The 22,967-nt window shown below is 61.9% G+C and carries 21 protein-coding genes and 8 pseudogenes; 16 read left to right on the top strand and 13 right to left on the bottom strand.

Annotation, left to right across the window (positions count from 1 at the left end; all coding sequences use genetic code 11):
- Positions 1–469: 469 nt before the first annotated feature.
- The 11 genes and pseudogenes from AC1DT6_RS37980 (at position 470) to AC1DT6_RS38030 (ending at position 9,484) form a co-directional block, all read left to right on the top strand.
- Positions 470–1,105: a hypothetical protein gene (locus tag AC1DT6_RS37980; protein WP_477103589.1), complete on the top strand. Its 636-nt coding sequence runs from the start codon at positions 470–472 to the stop codon at positions 1,103–1,105.
- A 145-nt stretch (positions 1,106–1,250) separates the two neighbouring features.
- Positions 1,251–1,791 (top strand): annotated as a pseudogene (locus tag AC1DT6_RS37985) (IS6 family transposase); the annotation flags it as partial.
- Positions 1,792–2,550: 759 nt separating this feature from the next.
- On the top strand, positions 2,551–2,826 hold the full coding sequence (locus AC1DT6_RS37990; RefSeq protein WP_477115469.1) for a hypothetical protein: 276 nt from the start codon (positions 2,551–2,553) through the stop codon (positions 2,824–2,826).
- 97 nt (positions 2,827–2,923) lie between these two features.
- Positions 2,924–3,406, top strand: coding sequence for an SUF system Fe-S cluster assembly regulator (locus AC1DT6_RS37995; protein WP_477115470.1), 483 nt, complete (start codon positions 2,924–2,926; stop codon positions 3,404–3,406).
- A 25-nt stretch (positions 3,407–3,431) separates the two neighbouring features.
- Positions 3,432–4,880, top strand: a complete 1,449-nt coding sequence (sufB, locus tag AC1DT6_RS38000) for a Fe-S cluster assembly protein SufB (RefSeq protein WP_477103592.1) — start codon at positions 3,432–3,434, stop codon at positions 4,878–4,880.
- A gap of 96 nt (positions 4,881–4,976) precedes the next feature.
- Entirely contained in the window at positions 4,977–5,747 is a 771-nt protein-coding gene (sufC, locus tag AC1DT6_RS38005) for a Fe-S cluster assembly ATPase SufC (protein WP_477103593.1), read from the top strand.
- Complete coding sequence (sufD, locus tag AC1DT6_RS38010) at positions 5,744–7,075, top strand: Fe-S cluster assembly protein SufD (RefSeq protein ID WP_477103594.1); 1,332 nt, start codon at positions 5,744–5,746, stop codon at positions 7,073–7,075. Before sufC ends, sufD begins: the two co-directional genes overlap by 4 nt.
- A complete protein-coding gene (locus tag AC1DT6_RS38015) occupies positions 7,072–8,340 on the top strand; it encodes a SufS family cysteine desulfurase (RefSeq protein WP_477103595.1) in 1,269 nt (422 codons plus the stop codon). Before sufD ends, AC1DT6_RS38015 begins: the two co-directional genes overlap by 4 nt.
- On the top strand, positions 8,340–8,789 hold the full coding sequence (gene sufU / locus AC1DT6_RS38020; protein ID WP_477103596.1) for a Fe-S cluster assembly sulfur transfer protein SufU: 450 nt from the start codon (positions 8,340–8,342) through the stop codon (positions 8,787–8,789). Before AC1DT6_RS38015 ends, sufU begins: the two co-directional genes overlap by 1 nt.
- A 4-nt stretch (positions 8,790–8,793) precedes the next feature.
- Positions 8,794–9,162, top strand: a complete 369-nt coding sequence (locus tag AC1DT6_RS38025) for an SUF system Fe-S cluster assembly protein (protein ID WP_477103597.1) — start codon at positions 8,794–8,796, stop codon at positions 9,160–9,162.
- Between the two features lies 1 nt (position 9,163).
- Positions 9,164–9,484, top strand: coding sequence for a Rieske (2Fe-2S) protein (locus AC1DT6_RS38030; RefSeq protein ID WP_477115471.1), 321 nt, complete (start codon positions 9,164–9,166; stop codon positions 9,482–9,484).
- A 97-nt stretch (positions 9,485–9,581) separates the two neighbouring features.
- Here the strand turns inward: AC1DT6_RS38030 and AC1DT6_RS38035 are convergent.
- From AC1DT6_RS38035 to AC1DT6_RS38055, 5 genes and pseudogenes are all read right to left on the bottom strand, one after another.
- A pseudogene (locus tag AC1DT6_RS38035) lies at positions 9,582–9,849 on the bottom strand (universal stress protein); the annotation flags it as partial.
- Positions 9,850–10,198: 349 nt separating this feature from the next.
- The gene (locus AC1DT6_RS38040; protein ID WP_477115472.1) at positions 10,199–12,409 is read right to left on the bottom strand and encodes an amylo-alpha-1,6-glucosidase; all 2,211 of its coding nucleotides are present in this window, start codon (positions 12,407–12,409) and stop codon (positions 10,199–10,201) included.
- Between the two features lie 16 nt (positions 12,410–12,425).
- On the bottom strand, positions 12,426–13,505 hold the full coding sequence (locus AC1DT6_RS38045; protein WP_477115473.1) for a glycosyltransferase family 4 protein: 1,080 nt from the start codon (positions 13,503–13,505) through the stop codon (positions 12,426–12,428).
- Positions 13,506–14,076: 571 nt separating this feature from the next.
- Positions 14,077–14,274 (bottom strand): annotated as a pseudogene (locus tag AC1DT6_RS38050) (transposase); the annotation flags it as partial.
- 502 nt (positions 14,275–14,776) lie between these two features.
- A complete protein-coding gene (locus AC1DT6_RS38055) occupies positions 14,777–15,130 on the bottom strand; it encodes a BON domain-containing protein (RefSeq protein WP_477115474.1) in 354 nt (117 codons plus the stop codon).
- A 544-nt stretch (positions 15,131–15,674) separates the two neighbouring features.
- Between AC1DT6_RS38055 and AC1DT6_RS38060 the strand changes: the two genes are divergently transcribed.
- Positions 15,675–16,373 carry a response regulator transcription factor gene (locus tag AC1DT6_RS38060; protein ID WP_477115475.1) on the top strand — a complete coding sequence of 233 codons (699 nt, stop codon included), beginning with the start codon at positions 15,675–15,677 and terminating at the stop codon, positions 16,371–16,373.
- Positions 16,264–16,503: pseudogene (locus tag AC1DT6_RS38065) on the top strand (ATP-dependent helicase); the annotation flags it as partial. The gene AC1DT6_RS38060 and the pseudogene AC1DT6_RS38065, both read left to right, overlap by 110 nt.
- A gap of 372 nt (positions 16,504–16,875) precedes the next feature.
- Here the strand turns inward: AC1DT6_RS38065 and AC1DT6_RS38070 are convergent.
- Positions 16,876–17,086, bottom strand: a pseudogene (locus AC1DT6_RS38070) (SDR family NAD(P)-dependent oxidoreductase); the annotation flags it as partial.
- A gap of 30 nt (positions 17,087–17,116) precedes the next feature.
- Between AC1DT6_RS38070 and AC1DT6_RS38075 the strand changes: the two are divergent.
- On the top strand, positions 17,117–17,506 hold the full coding sequence (locus AC1DT6_RS38075) for a hypothetical protein (RefSeq protein ID WP_477115476.1): 390 nt from the start codon (positions 17,117–17,119) through the stop codon (positions 17,504–17,506).
- Positions 17,507–17,867: 361 nt separating this feature from the next.
- On the opposite strand, the gene AC1DT6_RS38080 is transcribed toward AC1DT6_RS38075, so the two are convergent.
- A complete protein-coding gene (locus tag AC1DT6_RS38080) occupies positions 17,868–18,281 on the bottom strand; it encodes a hypothetical protein (RefSeq protein ID WP_477115477.1) in 414 nt (137 codons plus the stop codon).
- Between the two features lie 767 nt (positions 18,282–19,048).
- On the opposite strand from AC1DT6_RS38080, the gene AC1DT6_RS38085 reads away from it, so the two are divergent.
- On the top strand, positions 19,049–19,594 hold the full coding sequence (locus AC1DT6_RS38085; protein WP_477104726.1) for a DUF1003 domain-containing protein: 546 nt from the start codon (positions 19,049–19,051) through the stop codon (positions 19,592–19,594).
- 223 nt (positions 19,595–19,817) lie between these two features.
- Here the strand turns inward: AC1DT6_RS38085 and AC1DT6_RS38090 are convergent, their stop codons facing one another.
- From AC1DT6_RS38090 to AC1DT6_RS38100, 3 genes and pseudogenes are all read right to left on the bottom strand, one after another.
- Positions 19,818–20,243, bottom strand: a complete 426-nt coding sequence (locus AC1DT6_RS38090) for an IS630 family transposase (RefSeq protein ID WP_477115479.1) — start codon at positions 20,241–20,243, stop codon at positions 19,818–19,820.
- A 30-nt stretch (positions 20,244–20,273) separates the two neighbouring features.
- Positions 20,274–20,513: pseudogene (locus AC1DT6_RS38095) on the bottom strand (winged helix-turn-helix domain-containing protein); the annotation flags it as partial.
- 50 nt (positions 20,514–20,563) lie between these two features.
- Positions 20,564–20,893: pseudogene (locus AC1DT6_RS38100) on the bottom strand (helix-turn-helix domain-containing protein); the annotation flags it as partial.
- A gap of 226 nt (positions 20,894–21,119) precedes the next feature.
- On the opposite strand from AC1DT6_RS38100, the gene AC1DT6_RS38105 reads away from it, so the two are divergent.
- Complete coding sequence (locus AC1DT6_RS38105) at positions 21,120–21,422, top strand: hypothetical protein (RefSeq protein WP_477115478.1); 303 nt, start codon at positions 21,120–21,122, stop codon at positions 21,420–21,422.
- Positions 21,423–21,491: 69 nt separating this feature from the next.
- Here the strand turns inward: AC1DT6_RS38105 and AC1DT6_RS38110 are convergent, their stop codons facing one another.
- From AC1DT6_RS38110 to AC1DT6_RS38120, 3 genes and pseudogenes are all read right to left on the bottom strand, one after another.
- Positions 21,492–21,863, bottom strand: coding sequence for a type II toxin-antitoxin system VapC family toxin (locus tag AC1DT6_RS38110; RefSeq protein ID WP_441635332.1), 372 nt, complete (start codon positions 21,861–21,863; stop codon positions 21,492–21,494).
- Complete coding sequence (locus tag AC1DT6_RS38115; protein WP_006159576.1) at positions 21,860–22,057, bottom strand: type II toxin-antitoxin system VapB family antitoxin; 198 nt, start codon at positions 22,055–22,057, stop codon at positions 21,860–21,862. The genes AC1DT6_RS38110 and AC1DT6_RS38115 overlap by 4 nt, the downstream gene beginning before the upstream one ends.
- Before the next feature lie 394 nt (positions 22,058–22,451).
- Positions 22,452–22,967: pseudogene (locus AC1DT6_RS38120) on the bottom strand (hypothetical protein); the annotation flags it as partial.

Consider the following 22,967-nt stretch of genomic DNA (forward strand, 5'->3'; position numbering starts at 1 on the left):
CGCGTCACGCGCTTCTTACCGTGGCTTTCCGCTTCCGCAAAACTGATCTGTCGCTTCATCTCCGGACCTGACTCAAGGGCATGCTTATGACAACGCACTCATCCTATGTCGCGATGACTCGCGAACCGATTTATTCAGCATTTCCCTAGTAGGCCAAACGGATGATATCGGCAGAGATAAGGATTAACCTCGAAGCTGTGTGACGTCAATTCAACGTGTGAGAAAGCCGGTATCGGGGATGGACCGCAATGCCAAGAAATAACACAAAAAATGTTTCTTATATCTGATGTAAGAATTTTTAACTTTACGTAGATTGATGGGGTAGTCCTTGCTACCACCCGCGTATCGCTTCCCGACGACGCGGGATTCTCTTGGGTCAATAGCGCGCGAGAATTTTCTCGATATTTGGCCTACACTTTCCAACCATGAGCAGCACTTAACCCGGCGTTTCTGCTGGGCTGTCTTGGCTATGGACATCTACCAACTGCATCTTGTTTCCACGGGCGTTGACCCCCGATGGCTTATTGAGGGACACAGAGTCCGCGTTCCTGTCGAAGGCAACTATGTGAACCTGGATGGGAAACAGCTCGAGGTCGACGGTTGTCGTACCGCAAGCGGAAGGGTTCGAACAGGACAGGTTGGACTTGCATCGGGAACCCTGGTCGAAGTCTGGTGCGATATCAATGGATTGTTCATGTGTGCACGGGCGGATGACGTAGACCGGGTCCGTGCTGCCAAAGCGGCGAGAGAGGCGGCAGAACAAGCCGTCCTACGGGCGCGCGAAGAGGACCTTCGCGTTCGAGCGCAGGCGTTTAACGATAGCATTGCGATTCCCTTCAGGTGGGCGCCCGGTACAATCGACGGTGAATCTAGTCTTTTGCACGGGACGCAAAGCGACGAGGGACAGCGCTTGGCCAACGATGTTCACATCTTGCTGAAACAGGGCTTTCGCGATGGGCGTCTGGTGCGCAGCGCTGGCGATTTTCTTTGCATGCGTTCGCGGCGAATGGACGGTGCAAATTTAAAGGTGCGAAAGGCGGAGATGTATGTCGAAGTTTCTTGCAAGGAATGTCTTACAGTTGCGAAGCGGTGGCGCAGCGGCTAATCGATGTCACTCGGCCCAGGCGTTGTTGCATTATTGAATCTGAAGACAAAGTGCCTTCCGTGATCCAAAAATCAGGCGATGCGGACGGAATTCTGGCGTGCGAGAGCCGCCATGCGGTTAAGCACGCCTACGCGGATCGCGACTTCTGCATCGCTGGACGCTCAAGTTGCTGCCGGCGCTGCAAAAGGTATTTCGTCTTCGCAAGCGGCCAGTGGGAAAAAGCTGGCGCATGGACGAGACCTACATCCAGGTATGCGGGCAGTGGAAATACCTGTATCGAGCGGTCGACAAGGCGGGCAATACCATCGACTTTCTGCTGCGTGCCCAGCGCGACAAGGCTGCGGCGCGGCGTTTTTTTCGAGAAGGCCATCGCGCAGCACGGCCAGCCAGACTCGGTGACCATCGATGGCAGCCCGGCCAACCTGGCGGCCTTGCACGACATCAACGCCGAACGTGAAGCTCCCATCGTCATCCGGCAGAGCAAATACCTGAACAACATCGTCGAGCAGGACCATCGGGCCATCAAGCGCCTGACTCGACCGATGCTTGGCTTCAAGGACTTTCGCTGCGCGCGCATCCTGCTGGGCGGCATCGAGCTCATGCATATGATTGCCAAGGACCAGATGCAGTGCCACGAAGGGAGCAGTCCGTCCGCTGCGCAGCAATTCTATTCCCTGGCCCCATAAGCCAGCCCCCACGGGGTTCTTGCCGCCCTCCCTCACTTATCGCGACAATGCCGGCTGGCCCACTGCTTGTACAAAGGGGTAGGGGGCGAAGAGCGTACTATCTGCGTACAGAAACGAGAAGCCCGCCGGATGGCGGGCTGCTATGACTAGCCTTTTGGTTTAGTGCCGGTGCAACAGGTGGTCAAACCATGTCTGAACGGCACGCTGTTGCGTGGAAAGGAGTGTCGGATCGTGCTCGCGTAGCACCCAGACAACGACCGCACATAGAACTAATCCGATGAGCAGGACGACGAGCGAGGCAACCATGGCAGCCTCCTATTAGGGTAGCTATACAACCAGTGTAGATCGATTCTGCAGGGGGCGAGGGGCAACAAAATAGCCAACTCGGGGCGGGCAGTGCCTATTTGGCTACATGGAGGATGCGATCCCACCAGTACCGGAAGGTGTGCTTGCTTATGCTTAGCACTGGCTTTTGGTGTAATCCAACTCGGATGATGTAGGCGTAGATCGCGATCACCACCCCGAGGAAGACAAGTGACCCAATCATGGCGGGACCTCCGTTCCGGGGTGATCTTAAATCCATTGTAGGCCCCGCAGTTGGGCGCCGGGCAACAAAAAGCCCACTCGGGGCAGGCGGGTGACGTCACCGTGCCGCCGGGCCAACTCGCGAACGGGAGCATTCCTAGTGGTGTGACCGTGCCACCTGGCAATCTGAGCGGCGGCACGCTGCCTGGTACCGTCGCCCTACCGGCGCTGAACGTGACCGGCACGATTCAAACGAGCCAGCTCAGCGCCGCGGTGATCACTACCTCGAACCTGGCCACGCAGAACCTGAGTGCCAACCAGATTACCGCCGGCACGGTCAGCACCTCGCGGTTGGCAGCCGACGTAATCACCACTGGTAATTTCTACGCCCAGAGACCACTGGCCTGGCGATCCACCATGATCAGCAGCGCGCGGGTTCGCCGGCAGAGTGTCCCGTTTCGCTGGAGGAGTACCTCGCGGCCTCTTTCCGTTTTCTCCAATATGGCCTGATCATGCGCGCCGATGTCGCCGTGTAACGCTGGACGGATCGATACCCCTACCCGGAACTATAGAGGACTAAATTGGTTCTAATTATCGAGGCGTGGTTTTGGGGCTGAAGGTGCTCAGACTAAGCAAACTGACTGACTACGGCACGGTGATCATGACGCACATGGCGCGGAAGCCGGGCCGGATCTGCAGTGCTGCCGAGGTTGCCGCCGAGATTGGCGTGCCGATGCCGACGGCGAGCAAGATCCTCAAGATGCTCGCGCGGCAACAGCTACTGCATTCGCAGCGCGGCGCGAAGGGCGGTTACCTGCTGGCGCGGCCGCCGCAGGAAATCTCGATCGCGCAGGTGATTGACGCCATGGAAGGCCCTGCCGGCATGACCGAATGCAGCATTGCAGCCGGCTTGTGTACACAGGAAGGAACATGTTCCATCCGTGCGAACTGGCAGCGAATCAGCCTAGCGATCTTCCATGCGCTGGATGGCGTGACGCTGGCGGACATGACGCAACCGAATTGCCAGCCAGTGGATATCGGCGCGTTGCACGCCTGGAGGGTGACGGGCCGCAAGCAGGCATTCGAATGAAAGATGGGAAAACCGAAGGCAGGCCATGGCAACCCCGGCGCACAAGCTCGACGAACTAATCAGCCAAGGCTATCAGCATGGCTTCTACACATCCGTGGCAACGGACACGGTGCCGTGCGGGCTGAACGAGGACGTGATCCGCATGATCTCGGCCATGAAGGATGAGCCGGAATTCATGCTTGGCTGGCGTCTCAAGGCCTATCGTCACTGGCTGACGGTGTCCGAGCCGCACTGGGCAACAGTCAGACACCCGCCCATCGACTACCAGGCTATCGCCTACTATTCCGCGCCGCGCTCCCAGAAGGCCGGGCCCAAGACACTGGACGAGGTCGATCCAGAGTTGCTGCGCACCTACGAGAAGCTGGGCGTGCCCCTGCGGGAGCGCGAGTTGCTCGCGGGCGTCGCCGTGGATGCGGTGTTCGACAGCGTCTCGGTAGCTACCACCTTCAAGGCGAAACTGGGCGAACTCGGCATTATTTTCTGTTCGTTCTCGGAGGCAGTGCGGGAGCATCCCGGGCTGGTGCAGCAGTACCTCGGCACGGTCGTACCCTACACGGACAACTACTTCGCCACGCTCAACTCGGCTGTGTTCAGCGACGGGTCGTTCTGCTATATCCCCCCCGGAGTCCGCTGCCCGATGGAGTTGTCCACCTACTTTCGCATCAATGCCCAGAAGACCGGACAGTTCGAGCGCACCCTGATCATTGCCGACGAGGGCGCTTACGTCAGCTATCTGGAAGGATGCACCGCGCCGATGCGCGACGAGAACCAACTGCATGCCGCGGTGGTGGAACTGATCGCGCTGGAAGGTGCGCAGATCCGCTACGCGACGGTGCAGAACTGGTATCCGGGCGACAAGGAAGGCAAGGGCGGCATCTATAACTTCGTGACCAAGCGCGGCGACTGCCGCGGCGCCCGCGCGAAGATCTCATGGACCCAGGTCGAGACCGGATCGGCCATTACCTGGAAGTATCCAAGCGTGATCTTGCAGGGCGACGACTCGGTTGGGGAGTTCTATTCCGTGGCGCTGACCAATCACTATCAGCAGGCCGACACTGGCACCAAGATGACCCACCTCGGAAAGCATACCCGGAGCACGATTCTCTCCAAGGGCATCTCGGCCGGCCACGGCCAGAACGCATACCGCGGGCTGGTGAAGATGGCAAAGAGCGCCAGCGGCGCGCGCAACTACTCGCAGTGCGACTCGCTGTTGCTGGGCGACAAATGCGCGGCCCACACCTTTCCCTATATCGAGGTGAAGAATGCCACGGCCCGCGTCGAACACGAGGCCTCCACCTCGCGCATCGGCGAGGATCAGCTGTTCTATTGCCAAAGCCGCGGCATCGGCCCAGAGGACGCGGTATCGATGATCGTGAACGGCTTTTGCAAGGAAGTGTTCAAGGAGCTGCCGATGGAGTTCGCGGTGGAGGCGCAGAAGCTGCTGGGCGTCAGCCTGGAGGGAAGCATCGGCTAGTGGGCGCGCGGGACGCGCTGCCTCGGAGCCGCATTGGAACCACATTGCAACCACATCGGAACCATATCGGAACCACATTGGAGCAAGAGGCCAGCCATGCTTGAAATCCGCGACCTGCACGTCTCAGTTGACGACAAGCCCATCCTGCGCGGAATAGACCTTAGCGTGAAGGCCGGCGAAGTGCATGCCATCATGGGCCCCAACGGCTCTGGCAAGAGCACCCTTGCCCACGTGCTGGCCGGACGGGACCGTTACGTCGTGACCGCAGGCGAAGTCCTCTACGACGGCGCGAACCTGCTCGGCATGCCGCCCGAAGAACGCGCGCGCGCGGGCGTCTTCCTGGCCTTCCAGTATCCGGTGGAAATCCCGGGCGTCTCGAACATCTATTTGCTCAAGGCGGGGCTCAACGCGATCCGCAAGCATCGCGGCGAGCCGGAACTGGATGCCATGGACTTTCTCGCGCTGGTCAAGGACAAGCTCAGGCTCATGGAGATGGATCCAAGCTTGCTCTACCGCGCCGTGAACGAGGGCTTTTCCGGTGGCGAAAAGAAACGCAACGAGATCCTGCAAATGGCGGTGCTGGAGCCCCGGCTTGCCATTCTCGACGAGACCGACTCCGGTCTCGACATCGACGCGCTCAAGGTCGTCGCCAGCGGCATCGGTGCCATGCGCGGTCCGCAACGCGCCATCGTTCTGGTGACCCACTACCAGCGGCTGCTCAATTACATCGTGCCGGACCGCGTGCACGTGCTGGCGCAGGGCCGCATTGCCAGGTCCGGCGGGCCCGAACTGGCGCTGGAACTGGAGCGTCATGGCTATGTGGGAGTGGAGGCGCCGGCCTTCACCGGCGTGGAGGCCTCGGCATGAGCGCAACTGGCGTGGAACACTATCTTGCAGAGTTCGCCCGCGTCGAGACGGTATTGCCCGGCCGGCGGCTGCCCTGGCTCGCGCGCGCGCGCCAACAGGCGTTGGAACACTTCGCGCAAGCCGGGTTTCCGACGCTTCGCCACGAGGACTGGAAATACACCAGCGTGGCCGCGATCGAGAAAAGCCGCTTTACCGCGGGGCCGGCGCAGTCCGGCGACCAGCCGGACGCCGCCCTGGCTGCGTGGATCGGGACGCTTGCCCTGCCCGGCGCGCACCTGATGGTCTTCGTCAATGGCCGCCTCCAGCCGCAATGGTCGCGCATCGGGGTGCTGCCGGCAGGGGTTGAACTCCTCAGCCTCGCCACCATGCTGGAGCGCACACCGGCGCCTGTGGAAGCGCTGCTTTGCCGCCGCATGAGCGACCACCCGTCCGGCTTCGCTGCCTTGAACACCGCATTCATGACCGATGGCGCTTATATCCGCCTGGCCGCCGGCACTGCTCCCGACCAGCCGATCCACTTGCTGTTCATTGCCACTGAGCCGGAACTGGTCACCCATACGCGTAATCTCGTGATGGCGGAAGCAGGCAGCCATGTCTGCATCGTGGAACACCACGTGGGGGTGGACGGCCTCGGCTATTTCACCAATTGCGTCACCGACATCGTGGCCGCGCGCGACGCGCAGGTCGAACATCACAAGGTGCAGCAAGAGAGCCACAAGGCGTTTCACATCGCCGGCGTGAATATGGATCAGCGGCACGGCAGCCGCTTCACCTCCAGTGCATTCGCCCTGGGCGGCGCTCTGGCGCGGACCGACATCCAGGTCGGGCTGAATGCCGAGCGCGCCGAATGCTCGCTCGACGGGCTGTACATGACCGGTGGCCGGCAGCATATTGACCACCACACTCGTATCGACCACGCTAGGCCGGAAGGCAAGAGCCGCGAGTTCTATAAAGGCGTGCTGGCCGGCGCCTCGCGCGCCGTGTTCAACGGCAAGGTGGTGGTGCATCCCGATGCGCAGCATACCGATGCGCACCAATCCAACCGCAACCTGCTGTTGTCCGAGAATGCCGAAGTCGACACCAAGCCACAGCTGGAGATTTACGCCGACGACGTCAAATGCAGCCACGGCGCCACCGTAGGCCAGCTCGATCCCGACCAGATCTACTACCTGCGCTCGCGCGGGGTGGACGATGCCTCGGCGCGGGCCCTGCTGACCTTCGCCTTCGCCGCAGAAATGGGCGACCGGCTGGGCCTGGTCACCTTGCGCGCGCGGCTGGAAACGCTGTTGCGCGGCCATTTGCCCGCACCGGTGGAGGCGCGGACATGACCACTGCCGAGCATGAACTCAGGGCCGTGGAGTGCGCGGTACCAGCGGCTGGCCTGGACGTCATGCGCCTGCGCCGGGATTTCCCCATCCTGCGGCAGACGGTCAACGGCAAGCCGCTGGTTTACCTGGACAGCGCGGCCACCAGCCAGAAGCCACAGAGCGTGATCGACTGCGAGGCGTATTACTACGCGGCGCTCAATGCCAATATCCACCGCGGCGTGCATACCTTGAGCCAACTCGCGACCGATGCCTACGAGGCGGCGCGCGACACCGTGCAAGGCTTGATCAACGCGGCCCGGCGGGAGGAGATCGTGTTCGTGCGCGGAACCACGGAGGCGATCAATTTAGTGGCGGCAAGCTACGGACAGCGCCTACGGCCCGGCGACGAGATCCTGATCAGCGCGATGGAGCACCATTCCAATATCGTGCCGTGGCAACTGGCGTGCGAGCGCACCGGTGCCATCCTGCGGGTGGCGCCGATCAACGACGCGGGTGAACTGCTGCTGGACGCATTCGAGCGCCTGCTTGGCCCTCGCACCAGGCTGGTTGCCGTGACCCATCTCTCCAATGCCCTCGGCACGGTCAACCCGGTGCGGTACCTCATCGAACTGGCGCACGCCAAGGGGGTTCCGGTGCTGGTCGACGGGGCCCAGGCCGTGCCGCACCTCAACGTTGACGTTCAGGCGCTGGATTGCGATTTCTACGCATTCTCCGGGCACAAACTCTATGGCCCCACCGGCATTGGCGTGCTCTACGGCAAGGCCGCGCTACTCGATGTCATGCCGCCTTACCAGGGCGGGGGAGACATGATTCGCGAGGTCACGTTCCGCAGGACCACTTACAACGAACTGCCCTTCAAGTTCGAGGCCGGCACGCCCAATATTGCCGGCGTGATCGGCCTGGGCGCCGCGATCGGCTATGTGAGCGCGGTGGGCCTGGATGCCATCGCGGCCCACGAGCACGCGCTGCTCGCCTACGCCACCGGGCAGGCGGCGCAGATTGCCGGCCTGCGCATCATCGGTACGGCCGCGGACAAGGCGAGCATTCTCTCGTTCGTCCTGGATGGCGTGCATCCCCATGATGCCGGCACCATCCTCGACGTGGAAGGCGTGGCGGTCCGTGCCGGCCACCACTGCGCGATGCCCGTGATGGAGCGGTTCGACGTGCCTGCCACGGTGCGGGCGTCCTTCGCGCTATACAACACACGAGAGGAGGTGGATGCCCTGTTCCGCGCCGTGTGCAAGGCACAGGAGGTATTTGCCTGATGTCCGATCTGCTCGATCTTTACCGGGAAGTCGTGGTCGACCACAGCCGCTCGCCCCGCAATTGCAGGCGGCTGACGGGCGCAAACCGCCGTGCGGAGGGGTTCAACCCATTGTGCGGTGACCGGCTGACGCTGTACCTGAAGGTCAGTGATGGCGTGATCGAGGATGCGAGCTTCGAGGGTTCCGGCTGCGCCATCTCCACTGCCTCGGCGTCGCTGATGACCGAGGCGCTCAAGGGTAAGACCGAGGCACAGGCGCAGGCGTTGTTTACCGGTTTCCATGCGCTCGTGACCGGAAGCGGCCCGACGCAGGCCGGCGCGCCGCTGGGCAAGCTGGCAGTGCTGGGCGGCGTACGCGAGTTTCCGGCGCGTGTGAAGTGTGCGACGCTGGCCTGGCATACCCTCCAAGCCGCCTTGCACGGCAGCGCCCAGCCTATCTCAACGGAGTGACGCGATGAGCATGATCGATTGGCTGCGCAAGGCCGAGGCACACGAAGACAGGCTCGAGCCTGGCCCCGACACCATGGAGGGAAGGGTGATAGAAGCGCTGCGCACAGTCTATGACCCGGAGATCCCGGTGAATATCTATGACCTGGGCCTAATCTATGCCCTGTCCGTGGATGAAGCCGCGGGCAAGGTGGGTATTCGCATGACGCTGACCGCGCCGGGCTGTCCGGTGGCGCAGACCTTTCCCGGCGTGGTCGAGAGTGCCGTCATGGAAGTTGGCGGCGTGGACGACGTCGAGGTTGAGCTGATATGGGATCCGCCCTGGTCGCGAGAGCGGATGAGCGAGGCGGCGCGCCTGGAACTGGGGTTGCTCTGAGATGAGCGAATGGATCGATGTCGCTCCGGCCGGCGAATTCGCGCCCGGGACGTCCCGCACCGTTGACGTCGATGGCTTGCAGGTCGCGGTATTCAATGTGGGCGGCGCCTACTACGCCATCGAGGACATGTGTTCCCACGAGGCGGAGCCCCTCTGTGGCGGGGACGTCGAGGGCGAGGAAGTCGTCTGTCCACGCCACGGCGCGCATTTCTCCCTCATCACGGGGGCGGCGCTGTCCCCGCCGGCTTATGACCCAGTGGCGGTTTTTCCGGTCCGGGTCATGGGCGGCACGGTACAGGTCAAGGATGACCGCTGGGACTAGGGGGAAGGCTTGAGCGCCGGGTCGGCTACTCAATGGACTCAATACGCACCGAGTTGCTGCGCCAATGAGTCGAACACAGGTCTCGATCCCATGACGTCTAGCGGTACACCAGCACTGGGATTTTGCTGTGGGTCAGCACCTTGAGGGTCTCGCTGCCGATCAGAAGCCCTTGCACACCGTCCATGGGACGCCATGACGATCAGGTCGCAGCCTCTATCTTCGGCGGTCTTGATGATGGCCTCGTATGGGTGATCGCTGACGGCATAGACGGTGTCGCATGTCACGCCGGCAGCGTTTGCCTCACCCGCGATCCTCTTAAGATATTTAGCCGACTCTTGCTGTGCCTCCTGGGTGAAGCGTTCGCGGTCTCCTGACTGGCCGCTTACGAAACACGAGCGTCTGGCTGGCCAGCAGTTGATGGTCGGAGAGCGTTCCCCCGCGCGCGTAGAGCGCCCGCAAGGACAGCCAGTTGCTCACGCCGGGCGCATTGTGACGAGAAAATCCCGGCTACTCTGCTTGAGCGCGCCGCGGAGAACGGGACGAAGGGCACTGCATCATGAGAGGACGGCGGCCGGCTGGATCCGCAATCCTCAGGCGCCGGGTCAGGGCCGCGTTTCCTGACCTGACTCGTGGCCACGGGCGAGTGCACCCTGTCCATGCCGCCGGCGCGGCATGGGGTTCGAACTGGTGTAAGGGCACGGAAGCTGGCGCCGGCTAGTTCCGCGTGATTATCCGGATCGGCCCCTGCCGGGCCAACACATCAACCACCACACGCTCGCCAGAGCGGCGCACCGCCACGTCGGCGCTGCCGCCACCGACAGCCAGGTTGCGGAATACCACTTCGTCGAGGAAGGGCGGCAGCGAAGGATCCTCGAAGGTGATCGCCGGCTCGCGCGTGTCGAAGTTCAGCCCCAGACAGGCCTGCAATAGCAGCAGCGGAGCGGCGGCCGCCCAGGCCTGCGGCGCGCAGGCCACCGGATAGAACGTCGGGCCCTGGCTGCGCTGCCGCGGGAAGCCGCAGAACAGCTCGGGCAGGCGTCGCAGGTCGATATAGTTGGAGGCAGCGAACAGACCCTCGAAGATGCGGCTGGTTTCCGGATGGTAGCCGTAGCGCGCCATGCCAGCGGCGATCAGTGCGTTGTCGTGCGGCCATACCGAGCCGTTGTGGTAGCTCATCGGGTTAAAGCGTGCCGCATCGGCGGACACGGTCCGGATGCCCCAGCCGCAGAATGAGGTGCTTTCCATCAGCGTGGCCACCACCGAGGGCGCACGCTCGGGGAGCGCGATTCCGGTGAACAGCGTATGGCCCGCATTGGAAGCACGTATGCGACAGGGGCGCTTGTCGCCGTCCAGCGCCAGCACGTAGGTGCCCAGCGCCGCGTCATAGAAGCGCGCGTCGAACGCGTCGCGCAGCAATTCAGCGTTGGCCGCGTAGGTCGCTGCGCCCTCGCTGTCGTCCAGAGCCGCGCGTATCGACGCAGCGGCTTGCCAGGCGCCATAGGTGTAGGCCTGCACCTCGGCCAGCGCAATTGGGCCGGGGGCGAGCCGCCCGTCCTCATGGAAGACCGAATCGCGGCTATCTTTCCAGCCCTGGTTGATGAGGCCTTCCGGCGACTGCCTGCCATATTCGACAAACAGGTCGCCATCGCGGTCGCCATAGTCGCTAATCCAGCCCAGCGCTGCCCGGATGTTCGGCCATAGCGTGCGAATGGTCTCGACATCGCCGGTGCGCCGCAGGTAGGCGCCGGCCAGCAGCACGAACAGCGGCGTGGCATCCACGCTGCCGTAGTAGAGCCCGAACGGCACTTCCCCCAGTCGTGCCATCTCGCCATGGCGCATTTCGTGCAGGATCTTGCCCGGCTCGGCATCGGCCTGGGGATCGACTGTTTCCGCCTGCATCGCGGCAAGGTATTGCAGCACGCCGCGCGCAATCTCTGGGTCCAGCCAAAGCGTTTGCAACGCCGTAATTAGCGCATCGCGCCCGAATACCGTGCTGAACCACGGAATGCCGGCATACGGGTAGGGCCCGTGCACGGTGTTGGTCAGCAGCATGTAGAGGTCAGATACGCTGCGCCGCGCCACCTCGTTGAAGAGTTCGTTGGAGGTGGTGATGGATGCCGCGCGGCGTGTCGCGTGTCGCAGCTCCCGCCGCGAATGGAGAAGTGCGCTAAGGAAGGATTGCGTCTCCTCGGCCTCGCGTTGCACCGACGTGCAGCGGATTTCCATGCGAAGCACTTGGGAGCACGACGGCTCGAGCGTCAGGGTGAAACTCGCGCCGTTTTCACCTAGCTCGGCCGGCGCCGGGTCAAAGGCGAGCCGGGTTTCGCGCCGCCCCTGGTCCAGGCCGGTATAGCTCAGCGTGACCGCGGCGCCCGTGACAACCGGCGCATGCACGGTGCCACGCCGCAGCCGCCGCGTGCCGCGCACTTCGAACAGGTCGGCGAAGTCGGCATTGAAGGCAATATCCACACGCACGCGCCGTGACACCTCGTCATAGTTGCGCACGCTCAGGCGCTCATAGCAGGCGCCATTCCACAGGAAGCGCGACCTGCGCAGGTGGATCAGGTCGTGCTCGAGCCTCAGCTTGCCATCGTCATCAAACAGGTCGGGGTTGGTCAGGTCGCAAGTCAGCGAGGCGTTGTCGTCGCGTAGTGTTGACGACAGCAGCATCGGCCGCTCGCCGTCGATGGTTAGCCGAAGATAGGACAGGTGCCGGGTATCGAAGTGAAACAGTCCTTCGGGGCTGCCAGGCGCCCCGATCGCATCGCCGTTGTGGTCGAACAGCGCGAAGGTGTCGCCGTGCTTTAGCGTGCGCGGGCGCCGTTCCTGCAGCGACGCCGCCGCTGGGATGTAGAACTGGGCGACATGGTTGGCACCGGCGACTAGCCCCGGGCTGACGGGTAGTTCATTGGGGTCCGTAAGCATGGTGAGACTCCTCCGTTCACGCGAGCGCCGGTTCGCCGGACTCGCCTTCCGACGCGTCTGCGTCGCCGGGCTCCGCCAGGCTCTGGTAGATGCGCACGTACTCGAGCGCCATCCGCTCGACGGTGAAACGCGCTTCGAAGGCTGCGCGCACGGCCGTGCGCGGCAGTGTGGCCGCGCGGTGCACCGCCGCCACCGCTTCATCAATACTGCGCACGATATAGCCGCTAACGCCACCCTCAATCACTTCCGGCACCGAGCCGCACGCAAACGCGACTACGGGTGTACCGCACGCCATCGCCTCGATCATCACCAGCCCGAACGGTTCCGGCCAGTCGATGGGAAACAGCAGCGCGCGCGCATTGCCAAGGAAGGCGGCTTTGTGATGTTCGTCGATCTCGCCGATGTAGTCGACTTCCGGGTGCCCCGCCACCAGGGGGCGGATGGTGCTGTCCCAGTAGTCGCGGTCAACCTTGTCGATCTTGGCGGCGATCTTCAGCGGCATTCCGGCGCGTGCCGCAATCTCGATGGCAAGGTCGGGACGTTTCTCCGGCGAAATCCGGCCGAGGAATGCCAGGTAGTCGCCGCGTGGATTGGCGCAGCAGGCCAGGAGGTTCGCCGGCAGGCCGTGGTGCACGGTGCCGGCCCAGTTCACCGGCGGCATCGGCGCGCGCTGCGCGCTGGAGACCGACACCAGAGGGAAATGCGGGAAGTGCGCGTAGAACGGCTGCAGGTCGGGCAGGTCCAGACGGCCATGTAAGGTCGTCACGGCCCGCACGGGCATGCGCCGCAGCCACGGGAAATGCACCATGTCGATGTGGAAATGCAGCACGTCAAAGTTGCTGGCACTCGCCATGACGCGGTCCAGCATCATTACATAGTACGGCAACGGATCGCGCACGCGCGTATCCAGGCGCAGCGCCATGTCGCAGCACGGTACCAACTCGGCTTGCGTGGCCGAGTCGCCGCTTGCGAACAGCGTGACTTCGTGGCCCTGCCGCACCAGTTCTTCGGCCAGGTAGGAAACGATGCGCTCCGTGCCGCCATACAGGCTGGGCGGGCAGCGCTCGGCTAGTGGTGCAATCTGCGCAATCCTCATTGGCGCCCCGGGTCGGGTAGGAATACCGTGGGTTGGATGGCCGCGACAGCGCCTGGCTGATGAAACGCAAAATAGCCGGCACTTTTCACGGTGTCGTGCCCAGCGTGCAGGTGCGCGACAAGGCGCTGCTCGGGGCGCGAGTGGAAGTCCTGTTTCCACATTAGTTCAAGGCTGCAGGAATTTCGTCTTCATTAAACAATGATCTGCGGCTGGGTGACCCGCCAGCATCCTCAGCTCCAAAGACGACAGCTGCAAGCTAGGGCAAGACTTATGTGGACGCCTCCCAGACTGCAAGCTGACTGACATCGTGGTCGACAGGTGAAGGCAGCACGCTTATGTCCGCTCCGTTTGTGCGGGCCGTACAGCCTGCCGGCCCATATGGAATTCGCTGACAAGGTCCCCATCTGATTGTCGAGCATGGCTGCTCACTTTCCCTATCGGGTTTTCGTCGTCCCCGTCCAACCTGTTAGCCATCATGCGATCATTGCTTGCGCCCCTTGAGAAAGGTGAGTTCAGGCCATTGTGGGGCACCCGTCCGGCTATAAAGTGGTGGCGGGTGCCGTGTATCTCATAGCCAGGCGGCGAGCTCACGCCCGGTGCGAAAGGTCTGGTCATCCCCGATGGAGGCTACCGCGGCGGTCGCTGTGAGCAGGCCCACGCCAGGAATTTCAGCGATTTTCTGGCATTTCTCACTGTCGCGAAGCGCAATCTTGAGTCGACGCTCCAGCGCAGCGATTTCCTTGTCGGTTACCTGCACGCGTGTCCATTGCTAACCTTGGCAAGGGGCGGCCCTAAGTGCGATTCGGCTCGGCGCCTCCCGGGGGGACTCTCCTTCACGTCCCTTTGGACCAATGGATACCACCTTGGCCAATCGAAGTGTTTTCTTATGGGTTCACGTAGAGCAGCTTTTTACCGATTTCCATCGGAAAGCAATAGGGCCGCCGCTATTGCGGCTGAATGCAGCCGGGAAACCGATCGATGACACCTTAGCCATCCGTTCGGGTGGGGCAAAGCCTCTGGCTTGCATGCGGCGCCACCTAAACAAGGACATGGAGAGCCGTGGACCGCCTCGTTCGGTTTGGGGGGCTGCTCACCGCCGCGGGGTGGTCAAGCCCCAGTAAAACACCAGGGTGGATGCTTACATGGCCGAGCAGCGCCTGGCGGAGTGCACCGCGATCGCGCGCCGGCGCATGGATGAAGCCAGATTGCTAATGCTGCTGCGCGAGGCCGGACCCGGGGCGCACGGGGACTGAACCGGTGCCGCGCATGATTCAGACTTTGTGGTTGACCTGGCCGGCGTCGCGCTCCAGCGGCACGCCAAGACAGGGATCGGCGACCTTGGCTGGTGGCGGCGCGGGCTCGGGCGGGCGGATGCGCAGCTGGTTGTGCACGCCCAGTAGTCCCGCGCTGGCCGCCGCGGCTTTCTCGATGCGCTGCAGGAAGTCGAGATTCTCCACGCAGCCACCGAGTTCCACCCGGCGTTCCACCACGCGCATCGTGACGCCGGCGGGAAAGGCCCCGCTGCAGACGCGGGTTATCTCTGCACGGACCCGTTGCGCGAGTGCCTGGTCGGGCGCGCTGTGCGCGGCGGCAGCATTTGGTTCGGGTTTTGGTTGCGGCTTCATGGGCGTGGGCTCCGATAAGGCTGGCGGCGTGCGCCGAGTCTTTACCTTCGGTGTGACCCAGCATGATGCATGTTACCTCCCGCATTGCGGGTTGCGCATCCGTCACCCTGTCCGCAAACCAATGCAGCAGCGCGAGGACTGCCGAGTCGTCGATGTCCAACTGGATGTAGTCGGCCATTTGTTGACCCTCCTGGTTCCGTCTATAGTGGGAACTGCCGCCGTGACAACAGAAAGTCGCCGGGCTGTGCGCTGGGGCCGTGCGTAGTCCATACCTCACGGCCGCTACATGAGGGACACCGGATAGGGCTAAGGCCCAAGCTCCGGGCAGGCGCCCCTCCACGGCGGTACTTCCTACATCACCTGTCCCATCAATACCTGGTAGCGCTGCTGGTTAGCCGGGTCCCCCTTTCGCTACCACCCCAGCCGTCTGGACAGCACTGCGCGTTAGCTTTTGGCGCCCGGTGCCATCCCGCGCTTGCTGGGCTAAGTCCACTGCGATGGTCTGGCTTTGCCTAACGGTGGAGTAGACCTGATCGTATTCGGTATGCCGGCCGATCTGGATGTCGGACGGCAGTTCAGTAAGGTGCGCACAACGTGGGAGGTCTCGCGCGTACTGTTCCTGTCTGACGTCGTCCCCCTGGATGTGCCGCTCGGCGGTCTGTCGGACGGGGTTGTGGGCTGTCTATCGAAGTTCGCTCCGCTCGCCGACCTTGTAGCCTCCTTCCATCTTGTCGCTTGTGGCCATGTGGTGGGCGGCGGAGGATATCGGCAGGTGCCTCTAGCCTTACCCGCTGGCGTGCCAGGCGGCAGCAGCATTGCGGCTTCCATATCGACTCCGCCGGTCCTCCATGATGGGTTCGACTACGAAGAGGCGCAGATCCTTGGCCTCACACCGCGGCAATATGAAGTACTTGTGCTGCTTGCCCGTGGCCGACCACTCAAGGTGATTAGCCGCGAGATGAACATTTCCGTACCGACCGTGAAAAGCCACGCGCGCGCCCTCTACAAGCAACTGAAAGTGGGCGGCAAAGGCGCGGCGGTCTATGCAGCACGGCAGCAGGGCGCCCGTCTTGGTTGGGTAAGCAGCGGCGGGCAGGGAATGCAGGTGGCAGTGCTGGATCGCTCCGGTGAACGACCTGTGGTGGAATCCTGCCGTCGAAGCGCAGGCCACGGACCGGGCCTATCGCATTGGCCAGCAGTGCAACGTTCAGGTTCACCGCTTCATCACGCGCGCGACGTTTGAAGAACGTATCAACGACATGCTTCGGGCCAAGCGGGAACTGGCCGACTTGGTGGTTGGTACTGGCGAACAGTGGATCGGCGATCTCAACGGGGAGGACCTCAAGGCACTGTTCAGCCTGGCGGAACGTTGAGCGAGCATCGACTGCGTGCTTCCCGCTGCATCCCGCAATGGAGCCGTGACCTCATGCGACGTGGCCGACGGAGCGGAGCGACGGTATGGTAGGCCCAGTGGCATGAGACACAGCAAGCGCTCGCGGAGGCGCGGGAGAGCCAGTTACAGGAGTCGCGTACCCAATTCTCGATGGCGGTGGAGCAACACTGCGAGCGGTTGACGGTGGCACGGGAGTGGGCTGTCGCTACCGAACGGTGGGCGCGGCGCGAGACGGACCAGAAGCCGCTAAAGTTGCCTTACCGCGAGGCCGTTCACGGGCGGCAACTGGCGACAACCATCCAGAGGGCTTCCCCAAAGATCGGCCGCAACGATCCATATCCTTGCGGGAGAGCACATCGCCAGCCATTGCGGCGACTTCGCCGCCGGCCGCGCGGATCTGAGCGACCAGTTCTTCCAGTTCGCTCTCACGCCCGCGCGCCGGCGATGACCTTGGCCCCTTCGGCAGCGAACACTTTGGCTGTGGCGTGGCCAATGCCGGAACTGGCACCGGTCAAGAGCGTGCAAAGTTGGTAAGCTTGGTTAAGGTCGGTGGCGCCACTCACGTCACTCGGCAGGGCATGCGAGGAGAAGTCATGACATTCAAGGCTCAGTGGTACCGAGACAAGTTCGCGAAAAAGCGCGACAAGGGCTTCTGCGGCTACCCGGTGGCAACGGTTGCCTTCTACGGGCCCGACGACACGAGTGCGACGAAGGTCTCTGTTGGCATCGTCGCGCACGAGGGTGCGGACGCCGACCCGCTTGAGCGGTGGTTCTGCAAAACCACTGATGCGCGAACCGATCCAGAAGTTACCGAAGCAATCGTTCGGTTCATCGACCAGCATGGTGCCAAATCGGTGGTGGCCTTCGATCGCATCATCGGGTGCCCGCATGAGGAAGGCATTGACTACCTGGAAGGCGAAAAATGTCTGCAGTGTTCGTTCTGGGCCAACCGTGATCGATGGAGCGGCGAGATCAACAAGTGAGACGTCAGGGCCATCCCTTCCGTCGCGCCGAGGCCTTCCTTGTCAGATCTCATTCCGACAGTAGTCATGCTTGAATGAAGGTGCGAAGAGATATCCACAGACCCGCGTCGTTCTTTGAATCCAATTGAGTATGTACATCGCCAATGCAGGCACATTCTGGACGAGAGGGGCGCCCTTGGCCCTCAGCAGGGCTCGGGCAAGGCCGTGGCGGAGTTCCGCGCACCCGTGATCGCCTACGCCACAGACTTCGACGACACCCGCGTGATGGCTGCGACCCACTTCACGTGCAAGAAAGGCCCAGTGGGGCCGGCCATGCGCGCGGTGTAAGGTGCGGGGGAGAATCTTCCTCCGGCAAGGCAAGTTATGGGATCTCACCGAGCGTGGTGAGCTTCATAGTTGATACACGGGCGGCACGGCCATGGGATTTTCTTGCCGAAGGTTTCTCATCGCTCCAGACGATACCCTCTGGCGGCTGTCGAGCACCAAGTTCGACCGGATGCGGCGAGATCCGGCAAGTCACTGTTTGCCCGTTTTTGCGGGGCAACGAGCGCGAATGGCCGACGTGGTCGTCGAGCTCGTGGCCAGAGACCCGGTGCGCATCGTTCGGAACACATTTTCCAATCTCAGTTTCGATGCCGAAGGCCACATCGAACCAGGCAGATTCGAAAAGCAGCAATTCGCCCTCGTAGAGTCGGTCGTTGCACCAGTCTTTGCCGTATTCGATGAAAACGGCGACGAAACAGTCGTCGACGCGACCTCTCGATTCGTTGCGCAAGGAGGCCAATGGGTTCCGTCAGGCGCTTTGGCGCGCGCCATAGAAGACGCCGCGCTGGGGCAACGACAGTGCCGACGCCTGTAGATGCGTTGCTCAAGAGCTGCTCTACGCCATCCAGTTCCGATTCGCGAGTGTCGGAGGCCCCTTCGGGAAATCCGGAACCGGACACTCGCGGTCGGTCATTTTCGTGGAAGCAGACTGACCGCTGTGGCCAGTTGCTGCCATTCGCGCTCTCCCGCTCAAACTGCAAGATCGACTGATAGGGAGGGGGTTAGCCGATCACCGCAGGGATAGCTGGATTCGGTCCGATTGAGCGGCTCAGGGCGTGCTCTGGGTCATCTCCTTTCTTGGCACCTCCAGGCTTAGCCGATCTGTCCCCGTTAAAGAGTTCTGACCGGGGTACATCACCGCGACGTGAGTACCTGGTCGCTGCGGCGGGACAGAGGGCGGTCGGACCGGGGCGCGCTTCGTCGTGGCGTGTTCTCATACCAATTGTCACGTTAGTTCAGAAACGCTTCGAATGGCCGAGTCACGCCCTGAGGTGGTCGGCCAAGGTCCTCGCCACAGTCGGCCACTCCCCAGCCATCAGCGGTCATTCACGTAACCGCAAACAGGCACTACACTCTGTTTGTCCCCACGCCGCGTTGCCTGCTGCGAGGGATCGTCTGACGATAGGCATCCGTTGTTCATCGCGTGTATCTCCCTCGGTATAGTGCCGCAGACGTCGCTGCAGGCCGGCCTCGAACGATTACTCACTTGGGGAATGCATGAAAACGCCGAACTCCAACTCCCATGCCGCTCCGTTTGACGGTCCGAACGTCGATCACTTTCGCTTCCACCGACCTCACGAACATCTTGCCGCGGCGTTTGGCAACGACAGGTTCGCGCTCAAGGCCGAAGCCTTCGCACGTTTTTTTGGGACGCCCGTTTTTTTAGGGGCACAGACGGTAATCGTCGCCATCTGGATTGGGGTGAACGCCCTCGGCTTCACCAGGTTCGACGTTTACCCATTCATTCTCCTTAATCTGGCATTCAGTCTCCAAGCAGCTTATGCCGCGCCGCTCATTTTGCTTGCTCAGACGCGACAGGCAGCGCGAGACAACGCGCACGCCGAGGCTGACGCGCAACACAGGGAGGCCCTTGCTGTCGCTAACGAGCAGCGGCAGGCAATTTCCGCGCAAACCGCGGCACAACTGCTGGAGTTGTTGCAGCGGAATACGGAACTGACCGAACTTACCCAAAAATTAACTGAGCGGGTCGAAACGCTGACCGTCGAGTTGCACGAGAAGCTCTTGCAAAAGGACTCAAAATGATAACCCGGCTCCCTGCCCATCAAGGTCGAGGTGGATGTTGGTGAGGTATCCCCTAGATGCGAGTGAGCGTTCGATCGAGGTGGCGAGAGGGCGCTCCGGGTCGGCTACTGCCGTCCGCGCTACACGGCCGATCCACAGCCAGTTTCGGCCATTCGCGCCGGCCTGCGCCAACGGCTGAAGTTCGGTGCCAGAGCCGCCATTCGTGCATCCTAAACACAGCGTCTTAAATAATGCAGCATAGTCTTCGCAGCACCTCGTTTGGTCTCTTCCAGTGCTGGAAGCAGGCGTCGACCGCCGAGAGGACTTCGGCGAGCGTGGCGAAGTACCGGTTATGTAGCGCCGGGCGTCTTATCAGCTTCCAGACGCGTTCGATAGGCGCCAGTTGCGGACTGTATGGCGGGAGGAACAACAAGGTCAGGTGCCGCCTGTACTTGCGCATTAACGGCTTGAGCAGGATGGCATGGTGGTACCTGGCGTTGTCCAGCGCGACGACGATGCGCTTGCCGCGACGTCGATGGCGCAGTAGCTGGCGCAGAAAGGATGCAAACGTTTCTGCGTTGAAGACAGGGCACACCTGCCAGACGAAGCGGCCAGTGCTCAAGCTGACGGCGCCAAAGCACGCCACCGACTTGCGCGTCGGCGCATGCATCAACACCGGGTCGCGGAGCTCCGGGGCCACTCACATGCGACAGCGCGATCCGTGTTGCTGGAAATGGCATTCGTCCAGGCTCCATAGCTCAATGTCGTCGCGTTTTGCCAGTCGCCGCAGTTTTTTTACCGCCGCAACGCGAACGGGATCAGACTGGGCGGCCTGCGGGCGCGGTTTGCGCAGCCGAAAACCCATCTGGCGAAACAACCGCTGGCACTGACGCACGCCCAGCGTGATGCCGTAGCGCTGACGCAAGTGCTCCGAAAGAACAGGCCCATGCCACGGCCCGCTTCAAATCCGAAGTCACGTGGTGTCTTGCGCAGATCCGTCTCAATGCGAGCCCATTGCGCCTCATCCAACGCACGCGGACGTCCGGGCCGCTCACCTTCCCGCAATCCGTCGAAACCACCCCGCTCGACACGTCGGGCCCATCGCTGAACTGTCGTGGCCGCCTGACCGAACAACTGGCCGACTTCGGTGCACGAGTAACCGCTGCTCACCTGCAGCACCCCGTGGAGACGGTGGTCATACCGCGATTCCTCGCTTCGCTCGATCTCCTGTCGAAATCGCCAACTGCATGATCTGCGCGTCTGCAATTTCGAGCTTGCGCATGGCTGCCTCTCCAAAAGAGTAACCACGCAATCATACATGCTACATGCTGCAATATTTATGTCGCCATGTTTAGTTGGGATGTCCGCTGAGGGCGATTCACCGGACGTTCGAATTTCGGTAGCCCCGAGTGCCCGGTTCTCACCAGCGCGGACGCGTCAATGCTTGATCTGCTCGCGCAATGGATGCCGGAAGAAATAACGCTCGGTCACCGGCGTCTTCGGACCCAACCAACCTCGTCGAAATTTGCAGTATTGACGCGCCAATATGCTTGATTCCTGGGAGATCGATGTTCAGTTGGAATCCAATCTTTCCAACCTCAGGACCAAATGCCGGCTTGGCATACCTGTTTTGAATGGGAGCGAACATCACCCCATTCTCAGTACGCAGCTCTACCGCGCCGTGCTTCAGCAGGTATGCAAACTCGGCCGCCGAAACGACGCTCTCGTCCGTAACATATTGAACACCAGCTTGTTCCAGCCGTTGCTAACCAACTTGGCAAGAATCGCCTTGGAGGCGGCATCAAGCGGCACAGATGAAATCTGCAGACTCATCGTTCTTCCTTTCTAGTCGATCACTGCCGCACAGCCGCCTGCTGGGGCGCCAGCTACTCCATCACGGGAATCACTTTTCCGTTATCTAGTGCGCGAGCACCGCGCCGAGATCGAGTTCATCGGCAACTTTCTTCAATCGCTTGTCGCGCGTCCAGATGGTGATGCCTGGTTGTAGGCGCGCGGACGCCAACAGTGACGTGTCGACATATCCGATTCCACGATTGAACAAACCTTCGCGCTCGATCAGATAAAAGGTCTCCTCCGGCGTTGCAACTGGCGCGCGCGGCAGATCGAGCAACGCGCCAAGCACGACGTCACGGTCACGCAGACTACCGAGCGAAATCTCGCCTATCACATATGGATGAGCCAGCACACGCTCCTCGGCAAGCAGGCTAATCAGCATAGGATCAGAAGCGTTGATGTGGTCAATCCAGACCGACGTGTCGACAAGAATCATTCGACGTCCTGCCGCCGACGCGGCGCCCCCTTGATGCCCGGTTGGCTACCGCCAAGATTCGCGAGTCGTTTCGCGGCTTCACGCTGGATCAAGGCCTTCAGTGCTTCGCGCACAAGTGCCGTTTTTTCCTCCAGGCCCGTATAGGCTTGAGCCTTGGCGATCAAGTCGTCATCAAGCGCAATAGTCGTACGCATGGGAACCTCCGTAAGTATCAGCACCAATTATAGCATCGTTTGATGCTTGTAATAGTGCATTTCGTCACCTCGTAATGAGCGCATTTTGCCGCAATATTCCTATGCAGTTGCACGCGAGAACAGCGAAAGCCACCCGCAAACACAGACGAGATATCGCGTCTTCGGAAAAATCGGCGCCGCGTCGATTCGGGCTGCAAGTTAGCAGTGCGGCTGCTTGTGGCAAGGCTGCCCAAGAGCGGCGACAAGTCAACGATGTGCTGCGCCACCAAGTGCCGGACGTCGCCTTCGCATTGCCACTGCCCGTAGATCCCCGCCAGTGTGGCGCCTAGCACTTCCTTGCGGAATCTCTCCATCACCGATGGCTGGCGAGGGTGAAGGCTTCTCGCGGCACTGGCTAGCCGCCGACCGGTGTGCGGATTCGTGCGATGGGCAAAGAGGTGGCAACAAAGGACGAGGGAAGGGGATGGCAGGCCGTGTCGGGCCAGATGCTGATGGACTTTGAGCCAGGTGAACCGGGCGCGGCGGTCGTGGAGTCTCTACACGATGCACGGGCGCCGGCGACCGAGGCGCAGGAATGGTTCCTCGTCGGAGCCGATCTGGAAATGGAGAAGCGGATCGAAGCCGAGGCGGCATACCGTCGCGCGCTGGAGGCCGGATCTTTGACGCCGTCGATTACGGAGTGCATCGACAGCTCATAGATTTCCAGATTGCGGGCGATATCGTGCTCCAGGATCAGCGAGAGATTGGCGGCCCCTTCCTGCGCGCGGGCATACGCGTCCTGGCGCATTTCATGGAGCGCACCGGCCCCTACGGCGGCAATGGCAACAGCAAGCACAAAGCTGCTGGCCACGAAAAGATTGAGGGATTTAAAGTTCACTTTTTGGCGCGGGCCAAGGTTATCCGGTTGCAT

It is taken from the genome of Cupriavidus sp. 01L45 (assembly GCF_056399885.1).